Below are 20,093 nucleotides of genomic sequence, written 5' to 3'. Positions count from 1 at the left end.
CACCCGGCCGGCTAGTACTTGCCCTGCAGGACATCACGTACCGGGGTGTCGTCGAATGCCTTGTCCGTGGGAAGCGGCGCCCCGTAGGAGAGCACCCCGGCTGCCCGGGACAGGTCCTGGTAGCTCGGGAACAGTCCCTTCGGGACGGAGGAGTCGAGGTCCGGCGAGTAGCGCGCCAGCCCGTCCGCCACCACGTTTTCGGGGGTCGACCCGAGCAGCTTCGCCTCGATGTCGAGGACGTTCTTGTTCTCGAGGTAGTCGCCCTGCAGGTAGGTGCGGTTGGTACGCATCACGGCCCGGAAGAAGGCCGCGGCGACCTGCGGCTGGTCCTTCAACCACTCGCTGTTCGCCACGTAGACGGCGGCGGCCGCGTTGTGCTCCACCATCGTGAAACGGTCCTTCTGCGCATCCAGCAGGCGCGCGGCGGAGGTGAACAACCCGCCCCCCGCGATCCGGTTGTTGAGCATGGCGATCGCCCCGTCCGTGGAGCTGCTCAGGACCGCAGGCGTGACGGCGTCGAGCGGGATGCCGTTCTTCGTCGCGTGCGTGTACCACTGCAGTGCGCCGGGATTGCCCAGCCCACCGCCACCGGGACCGAACATCAGCGACTGGCCGCGGATCGCGGCCGGATCGACGTGGCCGTCCTTGACGTATTGGTTGTTCACGTACAGCCCGGCCGTGGGGGGCTCCTCGACGCTGGCCGACGTCACGTACTTGATCGGGGCCGAGGACTGGGCGAGCAGGTTCAGCGCCGAGGCGTTGAACCCGGCCATCTGCACGTCGGCCTCACCGCGGGCGACCAGCACGGCGCCGTCCGTGGTCGGCACCGTCCGGAGCTCGACGTCGAGGTTCTCCTTCTCAAACTCGCCCATCTCCTTCGCGATCAGGACGCTCATGAAGGAGGTGGCCGCGGTGGAGTAGAGCACCGTCACCGTGGTGCGTTCCTTCAGCGGGCTGGGGTTCGGGGTGCCGGGGCCCTGACCCACCGAGGCCGGGCCGCCTCCGTCGGCCTCCACCGGGCCCGAGGCGGACCCTCCGGATCCGCATGCGGTCAGCGCCATCAGCGCGACCGCGCCCATGGTGATCCCCCACCGCCATCGACCGGAACGGAACATCCTTGCTCTCTCCTTCGATGGTCCTGTGACGTGAACGGGTCGGCTGCTGCCTGCTACTCCCAGGAGACCGGGAGCGAGTGGAGGCCCCGGATGATGAAGGAGTTCCGCCAGACGGGGTCGCCGTCCACCTGCAGGGCGCGGGGCTCCCGGGCCAGGGCCGTAAACACCTCGTTCGCCTCGAACCTCACCAGCGCGGCCCCCACGCAGAAGTGCATGCCGAGGCCGAAGGTGAGGTGGCGGTTCTTCGGCCGCGCGATGTCGAAGCGGTGCGGGTCGGTATAGACCTCGGGATCGCGGCCGGCGGCACAGATCAGGCCGTAGACCTCGGACCCCTTCTCGATCCGCTGACCGCCGAGCTCCATGGTCTCCGGGGCGATGCGGTGCAGGCTGTTCCGGGCCGGAGGCTCGAAGCGCAGCATCTCCTCGATCGCTGCGGGCACCTGGGAAGGGTCCGCCTGCACCGCCCGGTAGGCCTCGGGGTTGTTGGCCAGCAGGTAGATACCGCTCGTGATCAGGTTTGCCGTCGTCTCGTGGCCGCCCACGTGGAGAGCCACGCACATCGCGACGACCTCCTCCAGGCTCAGCTTGGAGTCCTCGGCCACGGACGCCTCGACGAGCATCGTCATCAGCGAGTCGTCCGGCTGCCGGCGCTTCTCCTCGATCAGCTCCTCGAAGAACTCGAGGCACTGCGCCGCCGCGACGTCCGCGGCCTCCAGCATCTCCGCGGTGTGCACGCCGGGCTCCTGCGCCTCGACCATGATCTGGGACCAGGTCAGGAAGTCGTCCTGGCGCTCGGCGGGCACTCCCAGGAGGCGACAGATGATCTGGACGGGCAGGGCGAAGGCGAAGTCCCGGTAGAACTCGAAGCCGTCGAGCTCGCGGACCGCGTCGAGCTGCTCGGCGACGAGCTGCCGGATGAGCTCCCCCCGCCGGCGGACGGCTGCCGCGGTGAACGCCGGGGCGACGGTCTTGCGCAAGCGTTCGTGGTCGGGCGAGTCGTACGAGGCGACGTTCCGCAGGAACACCCGGTCGGCGAGCCGCATGTCGGCCTCGCTCATCTGCGGCACGCGGGACCAGCGGTTGTCCTTCAGGAGGTCGTTGACCCCCTCGTAGGACGAGACCAGCCACTTCCCCTCGGTCACCTCGAGCACGGGCGCGTGCTCCCGCAGGCGGTCGAAGAAGGGGTACGGGTTCCGGCGCAACGCCTCGTGGCGGGGATCGGAGCCGGTGAAGTACCAGCGGGCTTCGTCCTCGACGCTGTCGACGGCGGTCCCTGTGGACGAGTCGGTCACCATGGCTTGCAGTCCTTCCTGATGCCGGATGACGGCCCGGGCGCGGGCGCCGCACCACCTCCCGACGGATCCGTCCCACCGGTCGCTGCGCGACGCACAACCGAAGTCAGTTCAGTTTATCGCTGTACCGGGGCCCCGTACAGGGATTTCCCCCGCATCGTCCCCGGGGTCGCCGGTCCGGGCGGCTCACGCCATCCCCCCGGCCACCTCCCAGACGGTGCCCTGGACGTAGCTGGCCGCATCGGACGCCAGGAAGGCGACGACGTCGGAGACCTCGTCGGGCGAGCAGGTACGCCCGAGCGCGGTCCGCACCACGGTGTTCGTCAGCCCGCTCGCGTAGTCGGCCTGGTTGTCCGAGTCCTCGAGGATGCTGATCGCCCGCGCGCTGGAGATGGTGCCGGGAGCGACCCCGGTGACCCGGACCCCGTGCTCGGACAGCTGCCACGCGAGCGTCTTCGTCAGCATGCTGACCGCCGCCTTGCAGGCGCAGTAGACGTCGGCCTTGGTCCACGTCACGTTGGCGCCCTGAGAGGAGACGTTGACGATCACGCCCTTACCCTGCGCGATCATCACCTCGGAGACGGCCCTGATCATGTAGAGGGTGGCGAACAGGTTGCGGTCGACGATCCGCGCGATGTCCTCGGGGGACTGCGTGAGGAAGTCCCCCACCCCGCCACCGCCGACATTGTTGACGAGGATGTCCACCGAGCCGAGCAGCTCCTCGGCCTCCGCGACGATACGGAAGGCCTCCTCGGCCCGGGTGACGTCCGCGGCCACCGAGAACGTCTTCACCCCGTACCGCGCCTGGACGTCGGCCGCCACCTCCGCGGCAGCCGCGCCGTCCAGGTCCACGACCGCGACCGACGCCCCCATCGCCGCGAGACGCCGCACGATGGACTGCCCCAGCCCCGGCCCACCGCCACCGGTCACCAGCGCCGTGCGCCCGGCCAGCGACATCAGCTCCGGGAGCGGCGTGCGGCCCTCCGGGGTCGGGGCGGTCGCCCGCAGGATCTCGAGCATGTCCACAGCGAATCGGCTCCTCTGCACATAGCGGTTCGACGGGCGCCTCGGGGAGCGGCGTCCGGGGGTGCGCTCCTCAGACGATGGAGGCGCCGACCCGGCCGATCACCTTCTTGCCCGGGTCGAAATCGGTCCACTCGTTCCGCAGGTCGGCCCCGAGACCGTCGCCCATGGCCAAGGCGAACGACTCGAAGGTCCAGCCACCGGCCGGACAGTACGCGGTGCGCAGCAGCTCCGGCTCCGAGTAGAGCGCGACCTGCGAACCACGGAGGAGGAACGTCGCACCGTTGACGTTCGCCGCACGCTCGGACACGAGGTAGGCCATGACCGGCGCGAGCTCCTCGGGCTCGGGGATGTCCGCGACTACGGACAGACCGGCCGCCGAGACCGGCATCAGCCGGGTCTTCGCGATCGGCCGGACGGCGTTGCAGGTGACCCCGTGCGGGCCGAGCTCGCGCGCGACCGCCCGGGTCAGGCCGATGACCCCTTCCTTGGCCGCGCTGTAGCTCGCCTTCCCCGCGTCACCGAGGCCCGACCGGCTCGACATGTTCAGGATCCGGCCGTAGCGCTGCGCCATGAACACCGGCGCGGCGTTGCGGATGAGGTTGAACTGGCCCTTGAGGTGGACCCGGATGATGGAGTCCCAGTCGTCCTCGGACATCTCCCAGATCGGCGCGGCACGGTAGTGACCGGCGTTGTTGACGATGATGTCGAGCCGGCCGAACTCGCCGACCGTCGACCGGACCAGCTCGGCCACCTGGTCGAAGTCGCCGACGTCCGCCGGGTTGGTGCGGGCCGTGCCGCCCAGCGCGGTGATCTCGTCGACGACGAACTGCGCGGGCGAGGTGCTGGATCCCGTCCCGTCGTGGGCCGAGCCCCGGTCGTTGACGACGACCGTGGCCCCGTGCGAGGCGAGCTCGAGCGCCGCCGCCCGGCCGATCCCGGCGCCAGCGCCGGTCACCACCGCGACTCGCCCGGACAGGTTGCTCGACATGGTCCCTCCTCTCGTCGGGTGCGTCATGACACCGTGCCGGGGCCGGCGGGTGTCAGCACGACGAGGGCCATCACCCGCTCGTGGCTCGCGGCACCGGAGTCGTAGGCACGCACATGGGGGCGCCGCTCGCTCGCCAGAGCGAGCAGGCGGTCACGTTCGTCACCGGTCGTGATGCGGGCCGTGGCCCGCAGCCGCCGGCGTCCGACCGTGACGACGACGTCCGGGTCGGCACGGACGTTGTGCACCCACAGGGGGTCGGTGGGGCCGCCGCCGTTGGACCCCACGACCAGCATGTCCCGGCCGCCGGCCGGGGTATAGGGCAACACGACCTCGCGGGCGAGCCCGGAGCGGCGGCCCACGGTCTCGAGCAGCAGCGCGGGCGCGAGCGGGACGTGGCGGGACAGGGACACCTGGCCCAGGATCACTGAGAACCCGAGGCGGCGCACGGACCACTTGTCGAGCCGGGTGCCCCACTTGCCCCGCACGGGGCGCAACCTCCAGTACCAGCGGTGCCGCGAAGGGCCGCCGCCCGCCGAACGACCGGTCATCACGACCTCTCGGAGGCCGGCCGGAGACCACCGAAGAAGCTCCGGAGGTCGGCCAGCAACGAGTCGGGGTGCTCCATGGCGGCGAAGTGACCTCCGTGCGGGTGCTCGACCCAGGCCCTGATGTCGCTGAACCGCCGGTCGATCCACGCCCGCGGGATCCGGGTCATCTCCTTGGGGTACTGCGAGATGGCGGTGGGCACCGGGACCGGCTCCATCGGCGGACTGACGGCGCTCTCCCAGTACAGGCGGGCCGAGGAGGCCGCGGTGTTCGTCAGCCAGTACATCATCACGTTGTCGAGGACGCGGTCCTTCGCGAGGGGCCAGTCGTCACCCGTGGGGTCGACCCACTCCCGGAACTTCTCGGCGATCCACGAGCACTGACCCATCGGCGAGTCGGCCAGCGCGTACCCGACCGTCTGCGGGCGGCTCGACTGCAGGACCGAGTAGCCGCGGCCGTTGCTGCGGAAGAGGTCCGTCGCGGCCGTCCGCGCCCGGTCCGCCTCGTCGAGGTCGGCGGTGTCCGGATCCGCCTTGGCGAGCGGCAGCGTGATGTGGATGCCGAGCACCTCGTCCGGAAGCGCCGCACCGAGGGACTCCGTCACCGCGGAGCCCCAGTCGCCCCCGTGGGCGGCGTAGCGCGGGTAACCGAGACCTCGCATGATCTCCGACCACGCCAGCACGATGCGCTCGGCGCCCCAGCCCGTCCTCGTGGGCTTGCCACTGAACCCGAACCCGGGCAGCGTCGGCAGGACCACGTGGAACGCGATCTCCGACGGGTCCTCCGGATCGGTCAGCTGCGGGAGGAGGTCCAGGTACTCGACGATCGAGCCCGGCCAGCCGTGGGTGACCAGCAGGGGCATGGCGTCGGGCCGGGGCGACCTCGCGTGCAGCACGTGGATGTCCAGGGGCTCGTCGCCACCACCGGTCACCGGCACGAGGACCTGCTCGTAGGCGTTGATCTGCGCTTCGCAGCGCCGCCAGTCGTACTCCGTGAGCCAGTACTCGTGCAGCTCCTTGGCCAGCGCCAGCGGCAGCCCTTGCGACTCGTCCGGCACCGTCTCGGGCGCCGGCCACCGACAGCGTTCGAGCCGCTCGCGCAGGTCGGCGAGCGCGCTGTCGGGGACCGCGACCCGGAACGGCGTGGTGCCCCGGGCAGGCGAATCGGACGCGGAGTCGTGCGAGGAAAGGGTGAACACGGACCTGGCGAACCGGTCAGAGCCCATGTGCCCACGGCACCATTCGCCGACCGATGACGCCGACCAGCAGGGTGAAGGCCGACCCGGTGACCGCGACGACGACGATGCCGACGTACATGCGGTCGGGGAGGAAGACCTGCCACGAGTTCCAGATGATGTAGCCCAGTCCGCCGCCGCCGATCACGAACTCCGTCGCGACCGCGACGAGGATGGCCGCACCGGACGCGATCTTCAGCGACACGAAGACCTCGACGAGCGACGACGGCAGCAGCACGTGCCGGAACAGCTGCCACGGGCTAGCCGAGAAGGCGCGCGCCGTCTCCAGCAGCTCCGGAGAGGCGCCGGCGATGCCGGCCGCCGTCGGGATCATCACGAGGAAGAGCGTGTTCAGGATGATGAGGACGATCAGCGGCATGCTCCCGAGTCCGAAGATCAGCAGGAGCAGCGGCAGGAGCGCCAGCTTGGGGATGGTCCACAGCGCGTAGAGGACGGGCTCGAACGCCGCGCGCAGGATGGGCACGGCACCGATGGCCACGCCGGCGATGAACCCGATCACGGCACCGACGCCGAACCCGAGGAGCGTCCGCCAGCCCGTCAGCACGAAGGCCTCGGTCATCGTGCCGTCGCTGAACTGCGAGATGGCCGTGCGGAAGATCTGGTCCGGCCCCGGGAAGTACAGCGTGTTGATCCACTGCTGCGAGGCAGCCAGCTGCCACAGGGCGATGAGCACCACCGGGGTCGCCCAGCGCAACGTCAGGTGGAGGTACTTACGCCTCCGCGCACCGACGACCGACTCGTGCGCGGCCGGCGTGAAGGTGACGCCCCTGCCCTCCTGGCTCGACGGTGCCGCAACGGTCTTCTGCTGTGTCTGCGCAGTGGTCATTTCTGCCTCCGTCCCAGGCGGCGCGGGCTCCGGCTCAGGGTCAGCTTCTGGTTCTCCGACACCTGGGCGTCCACCTCGGCCTTCAGGCTCGTCCAGATTTCCTCGTGCATCGCGGCGAACTCCCCCGTCGCTCTCAGCTCGTGCCGCCGGGGGCGCGGGAACGGGACCGTGAACTCACGCGTGATCCGCCCCGGCCGCGCCGAGCACAGGAGGACCCGATCGCTGAGGATCAGGGCCTCCTCGATGCTGTGGGTGATGAACAGGACCGTCCGGCGGTGCTGCTCCCAGATGCTGAGGAGCTCGTCCTGCAGCAGCACGCGCATCTGCGCGTCGAGCGCGGCGAAGGGCTCGTCCATCAGCAGAATGGCCGGGTCGATTGCGAGCGCGCGGGCGATCGCCATCCGCTGCCGCATCCCGCCCGAGAGCGCGCTGGGCAGGACGTCGGCGAAGGCCGTCAGGCCCGTCGTCGCGAGCCACTGGTCGACGGTCTTGCGGCGCTCCGCCTTGGACAGCCTGCCGGCGAAGTCCAGTCCCATGCTGACGTTCTCGCGGACCGTCTTCCACGGGAAGGCGCTGCTGGCCTGCGGGACGAAGCCGTACCAGCCGGTGCCGGGTTCGACGTCCGCGATGTCCACGACACCCTCGGTCGGGGGCAGTAGGCCCGCCACGACCCGCAGCAAGGTGGACTTGCCGCAGCCGGACGGCCCGACCACGGAGACGAACTCCCCGTGTCTGAGCTCCACGTCCATGGGCCCGAGAGCGTGAACCGGGTTCCCGCTCCGCGATGTGAACGTCCGGGTGACACCCCGGACGCGAATCTTGGCGTCGGTCCCGGACCCCGCCGTTCGATCGTCTGCGACCGGATCGGGGGACGCGACGGAGTCTCGAGCTGCTTCGGTGGTCGGAATGCCCACGGGCTCTCTCCTGACGCTACGTTGCGGTTGAGTCAGCGTAACCTGGACTGACTTCATGTCAATAGTGGCCGGCCGTCACGGCCGGTCGAGCGAAAGGTGCTCCCGGAACCAGTCGAGAGCCAACCGGGCGGAGACCTTGAACCACCGCCCGGTGTACATGTCGTAGTGGTGGCACGGCAGGCACTCCCAGCGCTTCGGGGCCGGAATGAGGTCGAAGGCCTTCCGGTACTCCGCAGCGAGGGTGAGGTCGTCGTGCTCGGCCGCCACGAGCAGACTGGGAGTCCGCTCGATCAGGTGCACGACGTCGAGGGGCCGGTAGGACAGCGTGTCCTCCGCCGTCCCCCACGGCACCAGGGCGGCGAAGCCCGGGTGCTCCTCGTTCATCCGCGCCACGTACCGCTGAGTGTCCGGGCTGTCCAGGATCTCGGTCGCCGGCACGAGCGCACCCGCGCCCTCGAACACCCGCCTGCGCCGGTCCTCGGCCAGCCGCGCGAAGAAGCGGTCCGGGTCCGGACCGGTCGGGCGGTCCAGGACGAGCTTGCGGCCGTCGGCGTAGCCGTTCTGGCCCACCATGACCTTGACCCGCTCGTCGCGCGCGGCGATGGACAGCGCGTGCGCCCCGCCGTTGGACACGCCCCAGACGGCCAGCCGGTCCGCGTCCACCCGGGGCTCGTGCTCGAGCCAGGTGAGCGCGTTGCCGATGTCCTGGAGCTGCTCGTTCTGGACGAGGCGGCCGCGCGGGCCCTCGCTCCCGCCGAAGCCCCGGTAGTCGAAGGTCAGGGTGGGGTACCCGGCCCGGGCGAACTCCCGCGCGTACCGGGCGCCGAGGCGGTCCCGCACCGACCCGAACCCGCCGAGGACCAGGACGGCGGGCCTGGCGTCGGTGATCCCGCCGGGCACGAACAGGTCCGCCTCGAGCCCGAGCCCCTCGCTGAAGAACCGGACCGTCTCGACGGCGAAGCCCGGTGACTCCGTCTCCCCCATCGCTAGTACCTCCCCTGCAGGACCGCGGCCACGGGTGACTCGTCGACGATGCGGTCCGCCGTCAGGTCCTTGTCCTAGGACAGCACCTTCGCCTGGATGGAGGACCCGCCCGTTCCCGGGTTGCCGTACCCCCGCCACCGCCGCCCAGCGAGACCTGCTTGCCGCTGAGCTCGACCGGGTCGATCCTGCCGTCCGTGACGACGTCGTTGTGGAAGGAGAAGCCCTCGGTCGGCGGCTGCTCCTGGGTGCCGGTCGTGGTGTAGCGGATCGGCGCGGGGTCCTGCCCGCCCCCGGAGGTGACGGCGCCGGGCGCCCCGCCCCGGGCCGCCCCGCAGCCCGTGACCACCAAGCCCGTGACCACCAACAGCCCCAGGACGACGGCGGCGACCCGGATCCGCCGCCGGCCGCGACCGGAACCGAGCATCCTTTTGGCCCTCCACTGAGTCGAGCGGGCACCAGCCGGACAGGGACGCCTCCCGGCGCCGGGACACGTCAGTGGGTCGCGAGATAGCTTCCGCCGTTGACCGAGAGCACCTGCCCGGTCAGGAAGTTGCACTCCTCGGACAGCAGGAAGGTGACGATGGCCGCGATCTCCTCCGGGTCCGCCAGCCGGTTCATCGGGTTCAGCCCGGCGGCCGCGCGAACGGGGTCGGACGCCCGCTCCTCGGTGAGCGCCAGCCCGGTCGGGGTGGCGACCATGCCGGGCGCGACGCAGTTGGCCCGGATCCCGTGCGGGGCCCAGCGGCGGGCCGTGTGCCGGGTCAGCGCCTCGACGGCGGACTTCGACACCGAGTAGGCCACCTCGGTCGCCCCCGTCACCGACGCGACGGACGACATGTTGACGATCGCGCCGCCGCCCCGCTCCAGCATGGATGGTACGGCCGCCTTGGTGGTCAGGAAGTAGCCGGTGAGGTTGATCTGGAGGGTCTCGCTCCAGACGGCGGGATCGATGTCGACGACGTCGGCATCCTGCGAGTAGAGCGAGTTCGCCCCGAGGCTGGCCGCGACGTTGTGCAGCAGGTCCAGCCCGCCGAACTCGGCTCCGACGAAGGCGAACAGCGCCTCGATGGACTCCGCGTCACCGAGGTCGAACTCCACCGCGACGGCCTTGCTGCCGGACTCCTCGATGGCGGCCGCGGTGTCGCGGGCGCGGGGCAGGCTGCGGTCCGCGACCACGACCACGGCGCCCTCGCCGGCGAGTCGGTGCGCCGTGGCCGCGCCGATGCCCTGGCCGCCTCCGGCGACCACCGCCACCTTGCCCGTCAAGCCCTTCATCGAAGATCTCCTCGCGCCGGGTGGCGCAGCTCGAGGCCGTCCATCGACCCGGCAGCGCGCCAGTCCTCCAGAATCTGCACGAACTTCAGCGTCCCGCCCCCGAACTTCCTGGTGAAGAAGCTGAACGGGGCCGCGACATTACCCTCGCCGTTGATGTAGCTCGGGGTGCACTCCTGCCACCTCTTCAGCTCGGCCTCGGTGGCGTGCTCGACCATCTCCGACCGCCACCGCGCCTCTCCGTCCGGCGTCACCTCGACGATCTCGTACCCACGGTCGCGGACCTGTGAGACCACGTGGGCGAGGTGCACCGCCTGGTGCGTCAGCATCTCCGTGAAGTTGATCGACGAGGCGTTCTGGATGATCCCCATGGTGAACAGATTGGGGAACGAGCGCGACTGCAGGCCGTGGAGGGTTCGCGGCCCCTCCTGCCAGCGCTCGGACAGGTGCACACCGTCCCGGCCGACGGGGTCGAAACCCGTCTGGCTCCGGTAGGACGTCGCCACCTCGAACCCGGTGGCCAGCACCATGCAGTCCAGCTCGACGACCTTGCCGTCCACCTCGACGCCCGTCTCGGTGAAGCGACGGACCGGGTGCGTCGCGGTGTCGACCACCTCGACGTTGGGCCGGTTGAAGGCGGGCAGGTACTCGTCGTGGAAGCAGGGCCGCTTGCAGTGGGTCTGGTACCAGGGCAGCAGCGCCGCCGCGGTCTCGGGGTCGCTCACCGTGCTGCGGATGCGGTCACGGAAGCGCTCGCCCTTGAGCATGTCGATCAGCTCGACGACGTCGCGCTTCTCGGCCGGGTCGAGCTCGCGGCCGAGCTCCTGCCCGATCTTGGCCAGCTCCTCCTCGGTGACCGCGCGGTAGAGCTCGGTCCAGGAGTCGTGCACCCGGTCCACGTCGTCGAGCTCGCCCGACAGGATGCGGGTGAAGTTCTCCATCCGCTTGCGCTGCCACCCGGGCTTGAGCGAGGCCGCCCACTCCGGGTCGGTCGGCCGGTTGTTGCGGGGCACGACGACCGACGGGGTGCGCTGGAACACGATCAGCTTCTCGGCAGCCTCGGCGAGGTGCGGGACGACCTGGACGGCCGTGGCCCCCGTACCGATGATGCCGACGGTCTTGTCCCGCAGGCCGTCGAGATCGCCCGCGGTGCTGCCGCCCGTGTAGTCGTAGTCCCACCGGCTGGTGTGGAACACGCGCCCGCGGAAGTCGGCCAGGCCCTCGATGCCGGGCAGCTGTGGGCGGCTCAGGTTCCCGTTGGCGATGACGACGAACCGGGCGTGGAACCGGTCCCCGCGGTCGGTCGCGATCTCCCAGCCGGCCTGCTCCTCCTGCCAGGTCAGCTCGGTGAGCTTGGTCTGCAGCAGCGCGTCCCGGTACAGGTCGTAGTGCTCGGCGATGCGCCGGGTGTGCGCGAAGAGCTCCGGGCCGTAGGCGTACTTCTCCGTCGGGACGTAGCCGAGCTCGTCCAGCAACGGCATGTAGATGTAGGACTCCACGTCGCACTGGACGCCCGGGTACCGGTTCCAGTACCAAGTCCCGCCGACATCCGCCGCGGTGTCGATCATCCGGATGCGTTCCACACCGGCGTCACGCAGCTTCGCGCCGGCGAGGAGACCGCCGTGCCCGGCCCCGATCACGGCGACGTCGACGACGTCGTGACGGGGTTCCCTGGCGACCGGGTCCCCGGCCGCCGGGTCCTTCTCGAAGGCCTCCCATCCGGCGGTGATCCGTCGGTGGCCGGCACCGCCCGGGCGTACGCGCCGGTCGCGCTCGCGCTCGTACACCGCACGCAGCGCGTCGGTGTCGAACCCCTGGGGTGCCAGGAGCTTCAGGACGTCGTTGTTCACATGGTCTCCCGAACCGAGTTGAACTCGCTTTGGTACCCTGACACGGCCCCACTGCACCGGTCAAGGGCACGGGCGGCGGGCTCAGAGGAGCGTCTGCCCGCCGTCGACGCGCACCACGCTGCCGGTCACGTAGGAGGACAGGTCGGAAGCGAGAAACGCCACGGCCCCCTTGAGCTCGTGGGGCCGCCCGAGCCGGCCGGCCGGGATCTGGTCGACCATCCGCTGCTTGCGCTCGTCCGGCACGGACTCCATCAGACCGGAATCCATCGACCCAGGCGCCACCGCGTTCACCCTGACCCCGCGGCCCGCCCACTGCGAGGCGAGATCCCGGGTGAGGGTCACCACGGCCCCCTTGCTGACCGTGTAGCTGAGCGTGGATCCGACCTCCGGGAGGAAGGAGATGAACGCGACGCTCGAGGCCATGTTGATGATCGAGCCCCGGCCGGCGGCCAGCATGACCCGCCCCGCGGCCCGGCAGACGAGGAACGTGCCCGTCAGGTTCACGTCGACGACCCGCTGCCAGCCGCGCTCGAGGGGCACGTCCTCGGGGGGTGCGGCCCAGAAGGTCGCCGCGTTGTTCACCACGACATCCAGGGACCCGTGTCGCGACACGACCCCGGCGACCAGGCCGTCGACCTGAGCCTCGTCCGACACGTCGAGCTGGCGGACGTCGACGGTCGCGCCGAGGCGCGTGACGAGGGAGTCGGCGAGCTCCTCGCACGGGCCGGTACGACGGGCGGCGAGGACGATCGAGCAGCCGAGCTCGGCCAGTGCCGCCGCGATCGGAGCGGCAAGAGGGCCGTGGCCCCCCGCGAGCAGGGCGACCCGCCCGCTCAGGTCCATCATGTCGGCCAGGGTGGGTTCGGCAGCTGCCACTTGGGGGGACCTCGCTCCTGGGGTACGTTCCACGGCTTGCGCGACACGCGGGCCGGTGGCGGATCGCCCGGCATAGAACCAGGGCGTCGAGATGAGTAGCCTAGGACGCGCTGACAGATGAAGCGAGTTCGTGTTACCTGCTCGCTCCGGTTGCGCACGACCCGCCCGAGAAGGAGTGATCCGATGGCGAGGCCCGCCGCCCCGAGGACCAAGCGAGCTCCCGCGAAGGCTTCGGCCACGAGTGACCCCGAGCCGGCCGCGCCGCAGAAGACCTCGAGACGCAGCAAGCGGGCGATCATCATGCGGACGGCGGTGAAGCACTTCGGCACCGACGGCTACGACGAGACGAAGTGGGCGGAGGTCGCCATCGAGGTGGGCCTCGGCGGCACCGCGCTGTACCACTACTTCGAGTCCAAGCAGCACTGTCTCTTCGAGATCATGGCGGACGCGCTGGCCAGCTACCGCGAGGCGTTCGCCGCGGCCACCGGCGCCCACGACGAGTACCTGCCCGGTCTCCGGGCAGCCCTGCGGTCCGGCTTCGCCCTCGACGACTACGAGATCCTCCGGATGCGGGTCCTTGTCGACAAGCAGGGCTCGATCGGCGGGAAGTCCTCCACCCCGCGGGAGGAGGAGTCCCGCCTGCGTGCCCGGAACAACATCCGGGGTCTGGAGATGGACTGGGCGGCCTACCTGGCCCGGGGGGTGGCCGGGGGGCTGATCCCCAACAACGACATGCGGCTCCTCGCCCGTGCGGTGCTCGCCATGAACACCAGCGTCTGGCAGTGGTACCGGCCCGACGGGGCGATCCCGCTGAGCGAGGTCGCCGACTTCTACGTCGGCAAGCAGCTGGCCATCATCGGCATCGACTAGCGGCCGGGCCCCCCGGACTCGCGCCGCACCCGACCGGTCCGGGCCAGGCTGCGACGCGAGTGGCACGGGTCAGCGCCGCACCGGCCGGGGTGTCACGGCGGTCGCGATGGCCGCGATCACCAGGGCGAGGGCCGAGACGCCGAAAACGACCATGTACCCGAGGGACGTCGGGACCGCACCCACCTGGTCCGGGGCGGCGTGCGGAGCCGCGATGAACGCAGTGACCACCGCGACCGACACCTGGGTGCCGATGGCGCCGCCGGTCGTCCGCACGATGGTGTTCGCGCCGGTCGCCTGGCCCGTCTCGGCCGGCTCGACCGCCTCGATCGCCTCGATCGCCTCGATCGCGAGGTTGACCACGGACGAGAACGAGAAGCCGACCCCGATGCCCAGCACCCCGGCGCCCACCGCGATCGCCCAGAGGCTGCCGATGCCGAGCGCGAACACGCCGTACCCGACCGCGGCCACGACACAGGCCAGCAGCAGTGTCGTGCGGAAGCCCACGCGGGAGCCCAGCCGCCCGGCCAGCGGGCCGGCGAAGAGCATCGTCACGGCCATCGGCAGCAGGATCAGCCCGGCCTTCGTGGCGGTGGCATCGAACCCGTAGCCGAACCGGCTCGGGGTGGCGAGCAGCTTGGGCACCAGCGTGAACGCGCCGTACAGCCCGAAGCTGACCAGCAGGCTGACCGCGTTCGGGACGGCCACCGCGGGCCGCCGCAGCAGCGCCAGGTCGAGCAGCGGCTCGCGGGAACGGCTCTCGACGAGAGCGAACGCGACGAGGGCCACGACCGCCACCGCCAGCACGCCGACGACGGCCGGGACCGACCACCTGCTGGACTGGCTGATCGCCAGCAGGGCGACGAGGGCGGCGCCGACCAGCAGCGCTCCGGCCCAGTCGACCCGCCCGCCGAGGGTGGGTGGTGAGTGCGGGACGAGCAGCGCCACGGCCAGCAGGGCGAGTACGACGGTCACCAGGCTCAGCCAGAACAACCACCGCCAGCCGAGGTGGTCGAGGATCGGGCCGGGGACGACGAGCCCGATCCCGAACCCGATCCCGAACATGGCACTGATGGTCCCGATGGCCACGGCCACCCGTTCCGGCGGGAACAGCTCCCGGACCAGCCCGAAGGCCAGCGGGAACGTGGCCGCGCCGAAGCCCTGCACGGCGCGCCCGGCGATGAGCACGCTCACCGACCCGGCGAGGGCCGCCACGAGGGTGCCCAGTCCGAGCAGGCCGATGCTGACCAGCAGCATCCGGCTCTTGCCATAGCGGTCCCCGAGCCGGCGGAGCAGCACCGTCGCCACCGAGGACGACAGCAGGAACGAGGTGAGGACCCACGACGCGTTGGCCGGGGAGGTGTCGAAGACGACCTGGAGCTGCGGTAGCGCGGGCACCACCGTGGTCTGCAGGAGGGAGAAGGAAAGTACGGCCGTCAGCAGGGCGGCGAACGCGGCCCGCGGTGAGCGGGCCACCGTGGCCGTGGGCGAGAGGAGTGTCATCGTGGGTCCGTCTGCACCACGCCGACCCTGCGAGAGGCGGATGCGGTGGTCATGTCCGGCCTTTCAGAGGAGTGAGGATGTCGGGGAGAGCCGGGGGTGCACGACGGGCGCGACCTCGTCGGCGAGCCGCTCGACCGAGCGGAGCAACGGCACCTGCGGGATCCCGCCGAGGTCGACCTGGCCGACGAAGCGCACGGCACCGAGGGCCTCGCGCTGGCGGAGCATCTTGTCGCCGATCTCCGCCGGGCTGCCGACGAGCAGCGCGCCCTCGGGCCCGGCCATCTCGTCGAAGGCCGCACGGTCGAGGTGCACACCGCGGCCCTCCCGGAAGTAGGTCCGGTAGTAGGGATAGAAGTCCTCCCGGGCGCCCTGGGAGGTCGCACCGACGTACAGGTGGCTCGCCAGGCCCACGTCGGCGGCACCGGGGTGGCCGGCGTCCTGCCAGGCCTGCCGGTACGCCCGGACGAGCCGCGCCGCACTGCCCGGCCCCCCGATGAGGTGGGCCAGGGTCATCGGCAGCCCCAGGGCGCCGGCCCGGCGGGCGCTGTCGGGCGAACCACCGACGCCGACGCGGACGGGGAGCAGCCGGTCCAGCCGCGGCACGATCGTCGAGTCGCGCAGCTCGGGACGCAGCCTCCCCAGCCGCTCCCCCGCGTCGTCGGCACGCAGCGCCAGCAGGAGGTCGAGCCTCCCGGCGAAGATCTCGTCGTACCTGTTCCGGTCGACCCCGAAGAGGGTGAACGGCTCGGCGTAGGCGCTGCGCCCGACCGTGATCTCGGCCCGCCCGCCCGACACCTGGTCGAGCTGGGCGAAGTCCTGGTAGAGGCGGATCGGGTCGAGCACGCTCAGGACCGACACGGCGCTGGTCAGCGTGATCGAGGACGTCCGAGCGGCGACCGCGGCGAGGACGACGGCCGGCGAGGACACCGCGAACCTCGAGGTGTGGTGCTCACCCACCCCGAACACGTCGATGCCGACCCGATCGGCGTGGACGCCAAGCTCGACGATGTCCGCGACGCGGCGTGCGGGAGGGACACCGGCGACGACGTCGGCAAGTGACTGGACGCCGAGCTCGACCCGCTCGGGCCCGGCAGGGGTTGATCTCATGGACCGAACACTAGGAAGCCGACAGGTACCCGTCGGTACCCGACGGCGTGACAATATCGGTCCCGTGAGCCTCCGACCCGGGACCGTGTTCCTCACCGACTGCCCCACCCGCCTGACCATGGAGGTCATCACCGGCAAGTGGGCGGTGATCGACCTGTTCGCACTCGGCGACGGTCCCGTGCGGCACGGCGATCTCGCCGAGCTGGTGGGCTGCATCTCGCGGAAGGTGCTGACCCAGACGCTCCGGCGCCTGCAGGACAACGGCCTGGTCGAGCGGCACGTCTACGCCGAGGCCCCGCCCCGGGTCGAGTACGGCCTGACCGAGCTCGGGCGCACCCTCAAGGAGCCCATCAAGATGCTGACGGACTGGGCGGTCGTCCACGGCGAGGCCGTCGCCGAGATGCAGGAGACCGCGGGCCGCAGGGCCGAGGACGCAACGGGTCAGCGACCCGCGGCGGCCTCGACGACGCGCGACCAGCGGACCACCTCGTCCGGTGCCTCCAGATAGGGCGAGTGCCCCACCTCCTCCAGCACGCGGACGACCGCACCGCACCGCTGCGCGAGCTCGAGCTGGTCCTCCGGTCGGACGCTCCGGTCGAGCAGCCCCTGGAAGACCACCGTGGGCACGACCCGCCGCGGTTCCCGCGCACGGTGCTCCCGCAGAGCCGCGAGCTGCCGGTACATGACCCCGTCGGCGCGCGACGCGAGGTCCTCCCGCCGGGCCCGCACGTGCTCCTCGACCGGGTGCCCGAGGCCCGACCGGGCGACCTGGTCGAAGACCTCCGGCCCGGCGTCGTCGAGCAGGGAAAGGGTGGAGCGACCGACCCGGATGCCGAACCCGGCGGCCATCGCCACCATGCCCGAGACCTCGGTCCGCCACCCCAGCTCCAGTGCCACGACCGCACCCAGCGACGCACCCACCGTGACGAGCGGCCCGGTGACGTCCAGCTCGGCGACCTGCGCGGCCACCGCGTCGGCCATGTCCGCGACCGACCCCAGGTCGGGCACCGGCAGCACGACCGCGCCGAGCTCCTCGGCGACCCCGGCCCACGCCGACCCGGAGAAGCCCGCACCCGGGAGGATCAGGAAGGTCACTGCGCCGTGTGCTCGCGGGAGGCGATCATCCGCGCCGACCGGTAGGTGAGGACGACCTCGTCGCGCTGGTTCACCACCTCGTGCACCAGCTCGAGCACCCCCCGCTCGGGATTCGAGCTCAGCCGTGCGACCGCCACCTCCGCGCGCACGTGGATGGTGTCGTTCACGAACGTGGGAGCGTGGAACCGGAGCTGGTCCAGGCCGAGGTACGCCCGCGCGTTGTGGGTCTGCCCGGTCTGGATGTAGAGCCCCTCGGCGACGGTCAGGATCAGCAGAGCCGGGATGACCCGCTGTCCGAAGAGGCTCTTGGTGGCGGCGTACTCGATGTTGAGGAAGACCTCCTCGAAGATGCCACCGAGGTTCACGAAGGTGATGAGCTCGACCTCGGTCAGCGTCCGCCCGCGCGTGACGTGGACCTGGCCCGGCTCGAAGTCCTCGATGTACCAGTCGTCGCTCACGCGTGGTCTCCCGTCACGTCCCGGCGGATCCCGGCGCGGTCGAGCTTGCCCAGCTCGGTGCGGGCGAGCGCCGTCACCGGGAACAGGTGCTCCGGCAGGCTCTGCCGCCCGATCCCCTGGGAGCGGAGGAACTCGCACAGCTCTTCGAGGCCGGGGAGCTCGTGCTCCTCCGCCGCCACCGCGACGACGGCGGCCTTCTCGCCGAGCCGCTCGTCGGGCACCCCGACGACGACGACCTCCGACAGCGCGGGGTGTCCGGCGAGGAGGTTCTCCAGCTCGATGGGGTCGATCTGGAGCCCACCCCGCCTGATGATGTCCTTCGTCCGCCCCATCCAGGTGAGGTACCCGTCCGCGTCCTGGCCGATGAGGTCGCCCGGCGAGTAGAACCCGTCGTCGGTCACCGCCTCCCGGGTGAGATCCGGCCGGCCGGCGTAGCCGAGGAACAGGTTGGGTCCCCGACACGAGTAGGGGCCGGCCGCCACGAACCGGGCGTCGGCGTGCGGGCCCTCCCCGATCCGGGTCTCCATACCGGGGAACGGGACGCCGTCGCGCAGCAGCCGGGTGCTGCTGTCCTCGTCGAGACGCCCCAGCGCGTGTCCGGGGGCCTCGGAGAAGCCGTACATCCGCACCAGGGTGAAGCCCAGCGACTTCTCCCCCTCGACGAACAGCCGGTCGGGACCGGCACCGGTCGCGGCGACGCGCATCGACCGCAGCTTGGTGGCGCCCGCGGCGCCCAGCTGCACGAGGTCGTAGATGTGGGTCCCCATTGTCAGGCAGTAGGTCCCGCCCCACGTCTCGATCGCGTCGGCGACCTCGGCCGGAAGCCAGACCGGGGCCGGCAGCACGGTCGCCCCGAAGATCAAGGGCATGTAGATCTCGAACACCGAGCCGCCCGCGTGCCCGTAGGGCGCGATCGCGACGTGAACGTCGGACTCCCCGTAGCCGGTGGCGGCGGCGAAGTGACGTGCCGCGAAGACGACCGCCTCGGAGGCGTGCAGGATGCTCTTCGGGGTCCCGGTAGAGCCACCCGTGGACAGCACGATGGTCGGGGCGAGGGGCCGCGGGGGTACGGCCGCGGCCCGCTCACGGCCGTTGAGATGGAGGTCGAACTCCTCGAGTCCCTCGGCATGCCCGGCGGTGGTGACGATCCGCCCCCGCGGGAGGCCCATCTCCGGCAGCGCCTGCGCCCAGCGCTCGTCTCCGACCAGCGGCGCGTCGATGACCAACGCCCTGATCTCGAGCTGGTGGGCCAGGTTCACGGCCAGCACCGGCGAGATCCGGGAGGAGCGCGGGGCGAGGACCAGTCCGCTGAGCGACGCCGCGACCTGCAGCACCATGCCACGCCAGCCGGCCTGCATGACGGCCAGGACGCTGTCCCCGGCCTCCAGACCGGTACCCTGGAACCACCGGGCGACGGAATGGGCGCGCTGCCACAGCTCGCCGTAGGTCATCGGCTCCGGCCCGGTGACGGCGAGCCGGTCCGGGCTGCTCTCGGCCCAGTCCCGGACGAACTCGTAGAGGACGCGGCCCTCCCAGAAACCGAGCTCGCGGTAGCGCTGCTGCAGCTCGTCAGGCAGCAGCGGATGCCGGTCCAGGGCGGGCTGACCCGGACCGCCGGTCGGCTCCGTCGACGTCGACGTCGGCGATGTCGTCGGCGATGTCGTCGGCGATGTCGTCGGCGATGTCATCGTGTCCCTTCCTCGTCGTGCGGCCTGAACCACAGGATCCCGAAGTCGGCGACGCCTTCGATCTCCGCAGTCACCGGCAGTCCATCACGGAGCAGGCCCGGATCCCCGGAGAACCGCCCGACCAGCCGGCCCCCGCCGTCCAGGTCGACGGCGACGATCCCGTACGGCACGTCGCCCGCGAACTCCTCGGCGAAGGCACGGTGCACCACGACCCAGGAGTAGACGGTCCCGTCACCGGCGTGCGGCTGCAGCTGCGCCGAGGTCGAGCCGCAGTGCGGACAGTACGGCTGCGGCGGGAAGAACCGTCGCCGGCAGTCGTCGCAGGTCGGCACCGTCAGCTGTCCCTCGGCGAGCGCCTCCCACCACGGGACGGTGTCGTGGCCGGGCTCGGGCTCCACGAACCCGGTCATCGTCCGCTCGCTCCTGTCCGT

The 20,093-nt window shown here is 71.2% G+C and carries 21 protein-coding genes; 2 read left to right on the top strand and 19 right to left on the bottom strand.

Going from position 1 to position 20,093, the window contains the following annotated elements; all coding sequences use genetic code 11:
* Positions 1-11 precede the first annotated feature (11 nt).
* From ABD324_RS12755 to ABD324_RS12695, 13 genes are all read right to left on the bottom strand, one after another.
* Positions 12-1,115, bottom strand: coding sequence for an ABC transporter substrate-binding protein (locus tag ABD324_RS12755; protein WP_344415844.1), 1,104 nt, complete (start codon positions 1,113-1,115; stop codon positions 12-14).
* Between the two features lie 53 nt (positions 1,116-1,168).
* Positions 1,169-2,410 (bottom strand): cytochrome P450, encoded by a 1,242-nt coding sequence (locus tag ABD324_RS12750; protein WP_344415842.1) that lies wholly within the window; start codon positions 2,408-2,410, stop codon positions 1,169-1,171.
* Between the two features lie 183 nt (positions 2,411-2,593).
* Positions 2,594-3,427 carry an SDR family NAD(P)-dependent oxidoreductase gene (locus ABD324_RS12745; protein WP_344416386.1) on the bottom strand — a complete coding sequence of 278 codons (834 nt, stop codon included), beginning with the start codon at positions 3,425-3,427 and terminating at the stop codon, positions 2,594-2,596.
* A gap of 76 nt (positions 3,428-3,503) precedes the next feature.
* Positions 3,504-4,421, bottom strand: coding sequence for an SDR family NAD(P)-dependent oxidoreductase (locus ABD324_RS12740; RefSeq protein WP_344415840.1), 918 nt, complete (start codon positions 4,419-4,421; stop codon positions 3,504-3,506).
* Positions 4,422-4,444: 23 nt separating this feature from the next.
* Positions 4,445-4,906 carry a nitroreductase/quinone reductase family protein gene (locus ABD324_RS12735; RefSeq protein WP_344415838.1) on the bottom strand — a complete coding sequence of 154 codons (462 nt, stop codon included), beginning with the start codon at positions 4,904-4,906 and terminating at the stop codon, positions 4,445-4,447.
* Between the two features lie 62 nt (positions 4,907-4,968).
* Complete coding sequence (locus tag ABD324_RS12730) at positions 4,969-6,192, bottom strand: epoxide hydrolase family protein (protein ID WP_344415836.1); 1,224 nt, start codon at positions 6,190-6,192, stop codon at positions 4,969-4,971.
* Positions 6,182-7,048 (bottom strand): ABC transporter permease, encoded by an 867-nt coding sequence (locus tag ABD324_RS12725; protein WP_344415834.1) that lies wholly within the window; start codon positions 7,046-7,048, stop codon positions 6,182-6,184. Before ABD324_RS12725 ends, ABD324_RS12730 begins: the two co-directional genes overlap by 11 nt.
* Positions 7,045-7,797: an ABC transporter ATP-binding protein gene (locus tag ABD324_RS12720; protein WP_344415832.1), complete on the bottom strand. Its 753-nt coding sequence runs from the start codon at positions 7,795-7,797 to the stop codon at positions 7,045-7,047. Before ABD324_RS12720 ends, ABD324_RS12725 begins: the two co-directional genes overlap by 4 nt.
* A 240-nt stretch (positions 7,798-8,037) precedes the next feature.
* A complete protein-coding gene (locus tag ABD324_RS12715) occupies positions 8,038-8,946 on the bottom strand; it encodes an alpha/beta hydrolase (RefSeq protein WP_344415830.1) in 909 nt (302 codons plus the stop codon).
* A 61-nt stretch (positions 8,947-9,007) separates the two neighbouring features.
* Positions 9,008-9,370: a hypothetical protein gene (locus ABD324_RS12710; RefSeq protein ID WP_344415828.1), complete on the bottom strand. Its 363-nt coding sequence runs from the start codon at positions 9,368-9,370 to the stop codon at positions 9,008-9,010.
* A 68-nt stretch (positions 9,371-9,438) separates the two neighbouring features.
* Positions 9,439-10,221, bottom strand: a complete 783-nt coding sequence (locus tag ABD324_RS12705; RefSeq protein ID WP_344415826.1) for an SDR family NAD(P)-dependent oxidoreductase — start codon at positions 10,219-10,221, stop codon at positions 9,439-9,441.
* Entirely contained in the window at positions 10,218-12,068 is a 1,851-nt protein-coding gene (locus ABD324_RS12700) for a flavin-containing monooxygenase (RefSeq protein WP_344415824.1), read from the bottom strand. Before ABD324_RS12700 ends, ABD324_RS12705 begins: the two co-directional genes overlap by 4 nt.
* An 81-nt stretch (positions 12,069-12,149) precedes the next feature.
* Entirely contained in the window at positions 12,150-12,944 is a 795-nt protein-coding gene (locus ABD324_RS12695) for an SDR family NAD(P)-dependent oxidoreductase (protein ID WP_344415821.1), read from the bottom strand.
* Between the two features lie 183 nt (positions 12,945-13,127).
* On the opposite strand from ABD324_RS12695, the gene ABD324_RS12690 reads away from it, so the two are divergent.
* A complete protein-coding gene (locus tag ABD324_RS12690) occupies positions 13,128-13,814 on the top strand; it encodes a TetR/AcrR family transcriptional regulator (RefSeq protein ID WP_344415819.1) in 687 nt (228 codons plus the stop codon).
* A gap of 69 nt (positions 13,815-13,883) precedes the next feature.
* Here the strand turns inward: ABD324_RS12690 and ABD324_RS12685 are convergent, their stop codons facing one another.
* Together ABD324_RS12685 and ABD324_RS12680 are read right to left on the bottom strand one after the other, a co-directional pair.
* Complete coding sequence (locus ABD324_RS12685; protein ID WP_344415817.1) at positions 13,884-15,314, bottom strand: MFS transporter; 1,431 nt, start codon at positions 15,312-15,314, stop codon at positions 13,884-13,886.
* 63 nt (positions 15,315-15,377) lie between these two features.
* Positions 15,378-16,421 (bottom strand): LLM class flavin-dependent oxidoreductase, encoded by a 1,044-nt coding sequence (locus tag ABD324_RS12680; RefSeq protein ID WP_344415815.1) that lies wholly within the window; start codon positions 16,419-16,421, stop codon positions 15,378-15,380.
* 64 nt (positions 16,422-16,485) lie between these two features.
* Between ABD324_RS12680 and ABD324_RS12675 the strand changes: the two genes are divergently transcribed.
* A complete protein-coding gene (locus tag ABD324_RS12675) occupies positions 16,486-16,929 on the top strand; it encodes a winged helix-turn-helix transcriptional regulator (protein WP_344415813.1) in 444 nt (147 codons plus the stop codon).
* On the opposite strand, the gene ABD324_RS12670 is transcribed toward ABD324_RS12675, so the two are convergent.
* The 4 genes from ABD324_RS12670 to ABD324_RS12655 are packed head-to-tail and all read right to left on the bottom strand — an operon-like array spanning position 16,863 to position 20,072.
* The gene (locus ABD324_RS12670) at positions 16,863-17,516 is read right to left on the bottom strand and encodes an alpha/beta fold hydrolase (RefSeq protein WP_344415811.1); all 654 of its coding nucleotides are present in this window, start codon (positions 17,514-17,516) and stop codon (positions 16,863-16,865) included. The two genes, ABD324_RS12675 and ABD324_RS12670, sit on opposite strands and share 67 nt — an antisense overlap.
* Entirely contained in the window at positions 17,513-17,974 is a 462-nt protein-coding gene (locus tag ABD324_RS12665) for a MaoC/PaaZ C-terminal domain-containing protein (RefSeq protein WP_344415808.1), read from the bottom strand. The genes ABD324_RS12670 and ABD324_RS12665 overlap by 4 nt, the downstream gene beginning before the upstream one ends.
* Complete coding sequence (locus ABD324_RS12660) at positions 17,971-19,662, bottom strand: class I adenylate-forming enzyme family protein (protein WP_344415806.1); 1,692 nt, start codon at positions 19,660-19,662, stop codon at positions 17,971-17,973. Before ABD324_RS12660 ends, ABD324_RS12665 begins: the two co-directional genes overlap by 4 nt.
* Positions 19,659-20,072, bottom strand: a complete 414-nt coding sequence (locus tag ABD324_RS12655) for a Zn-ribbon domain-containing OB-fold protein (RefSeq protein ID WP_344415804.1) — start codon at positions 20,070-20,072, stop codon at positions 19,659-19,661. The genes ABD324_RS12660 and ABD324_RS12655 overlap by 4 nt, the downstream gene beginning before the upstream one ends.
* Positions 20,073-20,093 lie beyond the last annotated feature (21 nt).

The sequence above is a fragment of the Pseudonocardia ailaonensis genome, from assembly GCF_039531635.1.
GTDB lineage: Bacteria > Actinomycetota > Actinomycetes > Mycobacteriales > Pseudonocardiaceae > Pseudonocardia > Pseudonocardia ailaonensis.
This window is presented reverse-complemented; position numbering and strand designations above follow the sequence as displayed.

What these genes read in the sequence shown, in the direction of transcription:
- ABD324_RS12745 (WP_344416386.1), bottom strand. Translation starts at nt 3,427, where the DNA reads ATGCTCGAGATCCTGCGGGCGACCGCCCCGACCCCGGAGGGCCGCACG.
- ABD324_RS12660 (WP_344415806.1), bottom strand. Translation starts at nt 19,662, where the DNA reads ATGACATCGCCGACGACATCGCCGACGACATCGCCGACGACATCGCCG.
- ABD324_RS12690 (WP_344415819.1), top strand. Translation starts at nt 13,128, where the DNA reads ATGGCGAGGCCCGCCGCCCCGAGGACCAAGCGAGCTCCCGCGAAGGCT.
- ABD324_RS12685 (WP_344415817.1), bottom strand. Translation starts at nt 15,314, where the DNA reads ATGACACTCCTCTCGCCCACGGCCACGGTGGCCCGCTCACCGCGGGCC.
- ABD324_RS12730 (WP_344415836.1), bottom strand. Translation starts at nt 6,192, where the DNA reads ATGGGCTCTGACCGGTTCGCCAGGTCCGTGTTCACCCTTTCCTCGCAC.
- ABD324_RS12725 (WP_344415834.1), bottom strand. Translation starts at nt 7,048, where the DNA reads ATGACCACTGCGCAGACACAGCAGAAGACCGTTGCGGCACCGTCGAGC.
- ABD324_RS12715 (WP_344415830.1), bottom strand. Translation starts at nt 8,946, where the DNA reads ATGGGGGAGACGGAGTCACCGGGCTTCGCCGTCGAGACGGTCCGGTTC.
- ABD324_RS12740 (WP_344415840.1), bottom strand. Translation starts at nt 4,421, where the DNA reads ATGTCGAGCAACCTGTCCGGGCGAGTCGCGGTGGTGACCGGCGCTGGC.
- ABD324_RS12720 (WP_344415832.1), bottom strand. Translation starts at nt 7,797, where the DNA reads ATGGACGTGGAGCTCAGACACGGGGAGTTCGTCTCCGTGGTCGGGCCG.
- ABD324_RS12750 (WP_344415842.1), bottom strand. Translation starts at nt 2,410, where the DNA reads ATGGTGACCGACTCGTCCACAGGGACCGCCGTCGACAGCGTCGAGGAC.
- ABD324_RS12755 (WP_344415844.1), bottom strand. Translation starts at nt 1,115, where the DNA reads ATGTTCCGTTCCGGTCGATGGCGGTGGGGGATCACCATGGGCGCGGTC.
- ABD324_RS12705 (WP_344415826.1), bottom strand. Translation starts at nt 10,221, where the DNA reads ATGAAGGGCTTGACGGGCAAGGTGGCGGTGGTCGCCGGAGGCGGCCAG.
- ABD324_RS12680 (WP_344415815.1), bottom strand. Translation starts at nt 16,421, where the DNA reads ATGAGATCAACCCCTGCCGGGCCCGAGCGGGTCGAGCTCGGCGTCCAG.
- ABD324_RS12655 (WP_344415804.1), bottom strand. Translation starts at nt 20,072, where the DNA reads ATGACCGGGTTCGTGGAGCCCGAGCCCGGCCACGACACCGTCCCGTGG.
- ABD324_RS12710 (WP_344415828.1), bottom strand. Translation starts at nt 9,370, where the DNA reads ATGCTCGGTTCCGGTCGCGGCCGGCGGCGGATCCGGGTCGCCGCCGTC.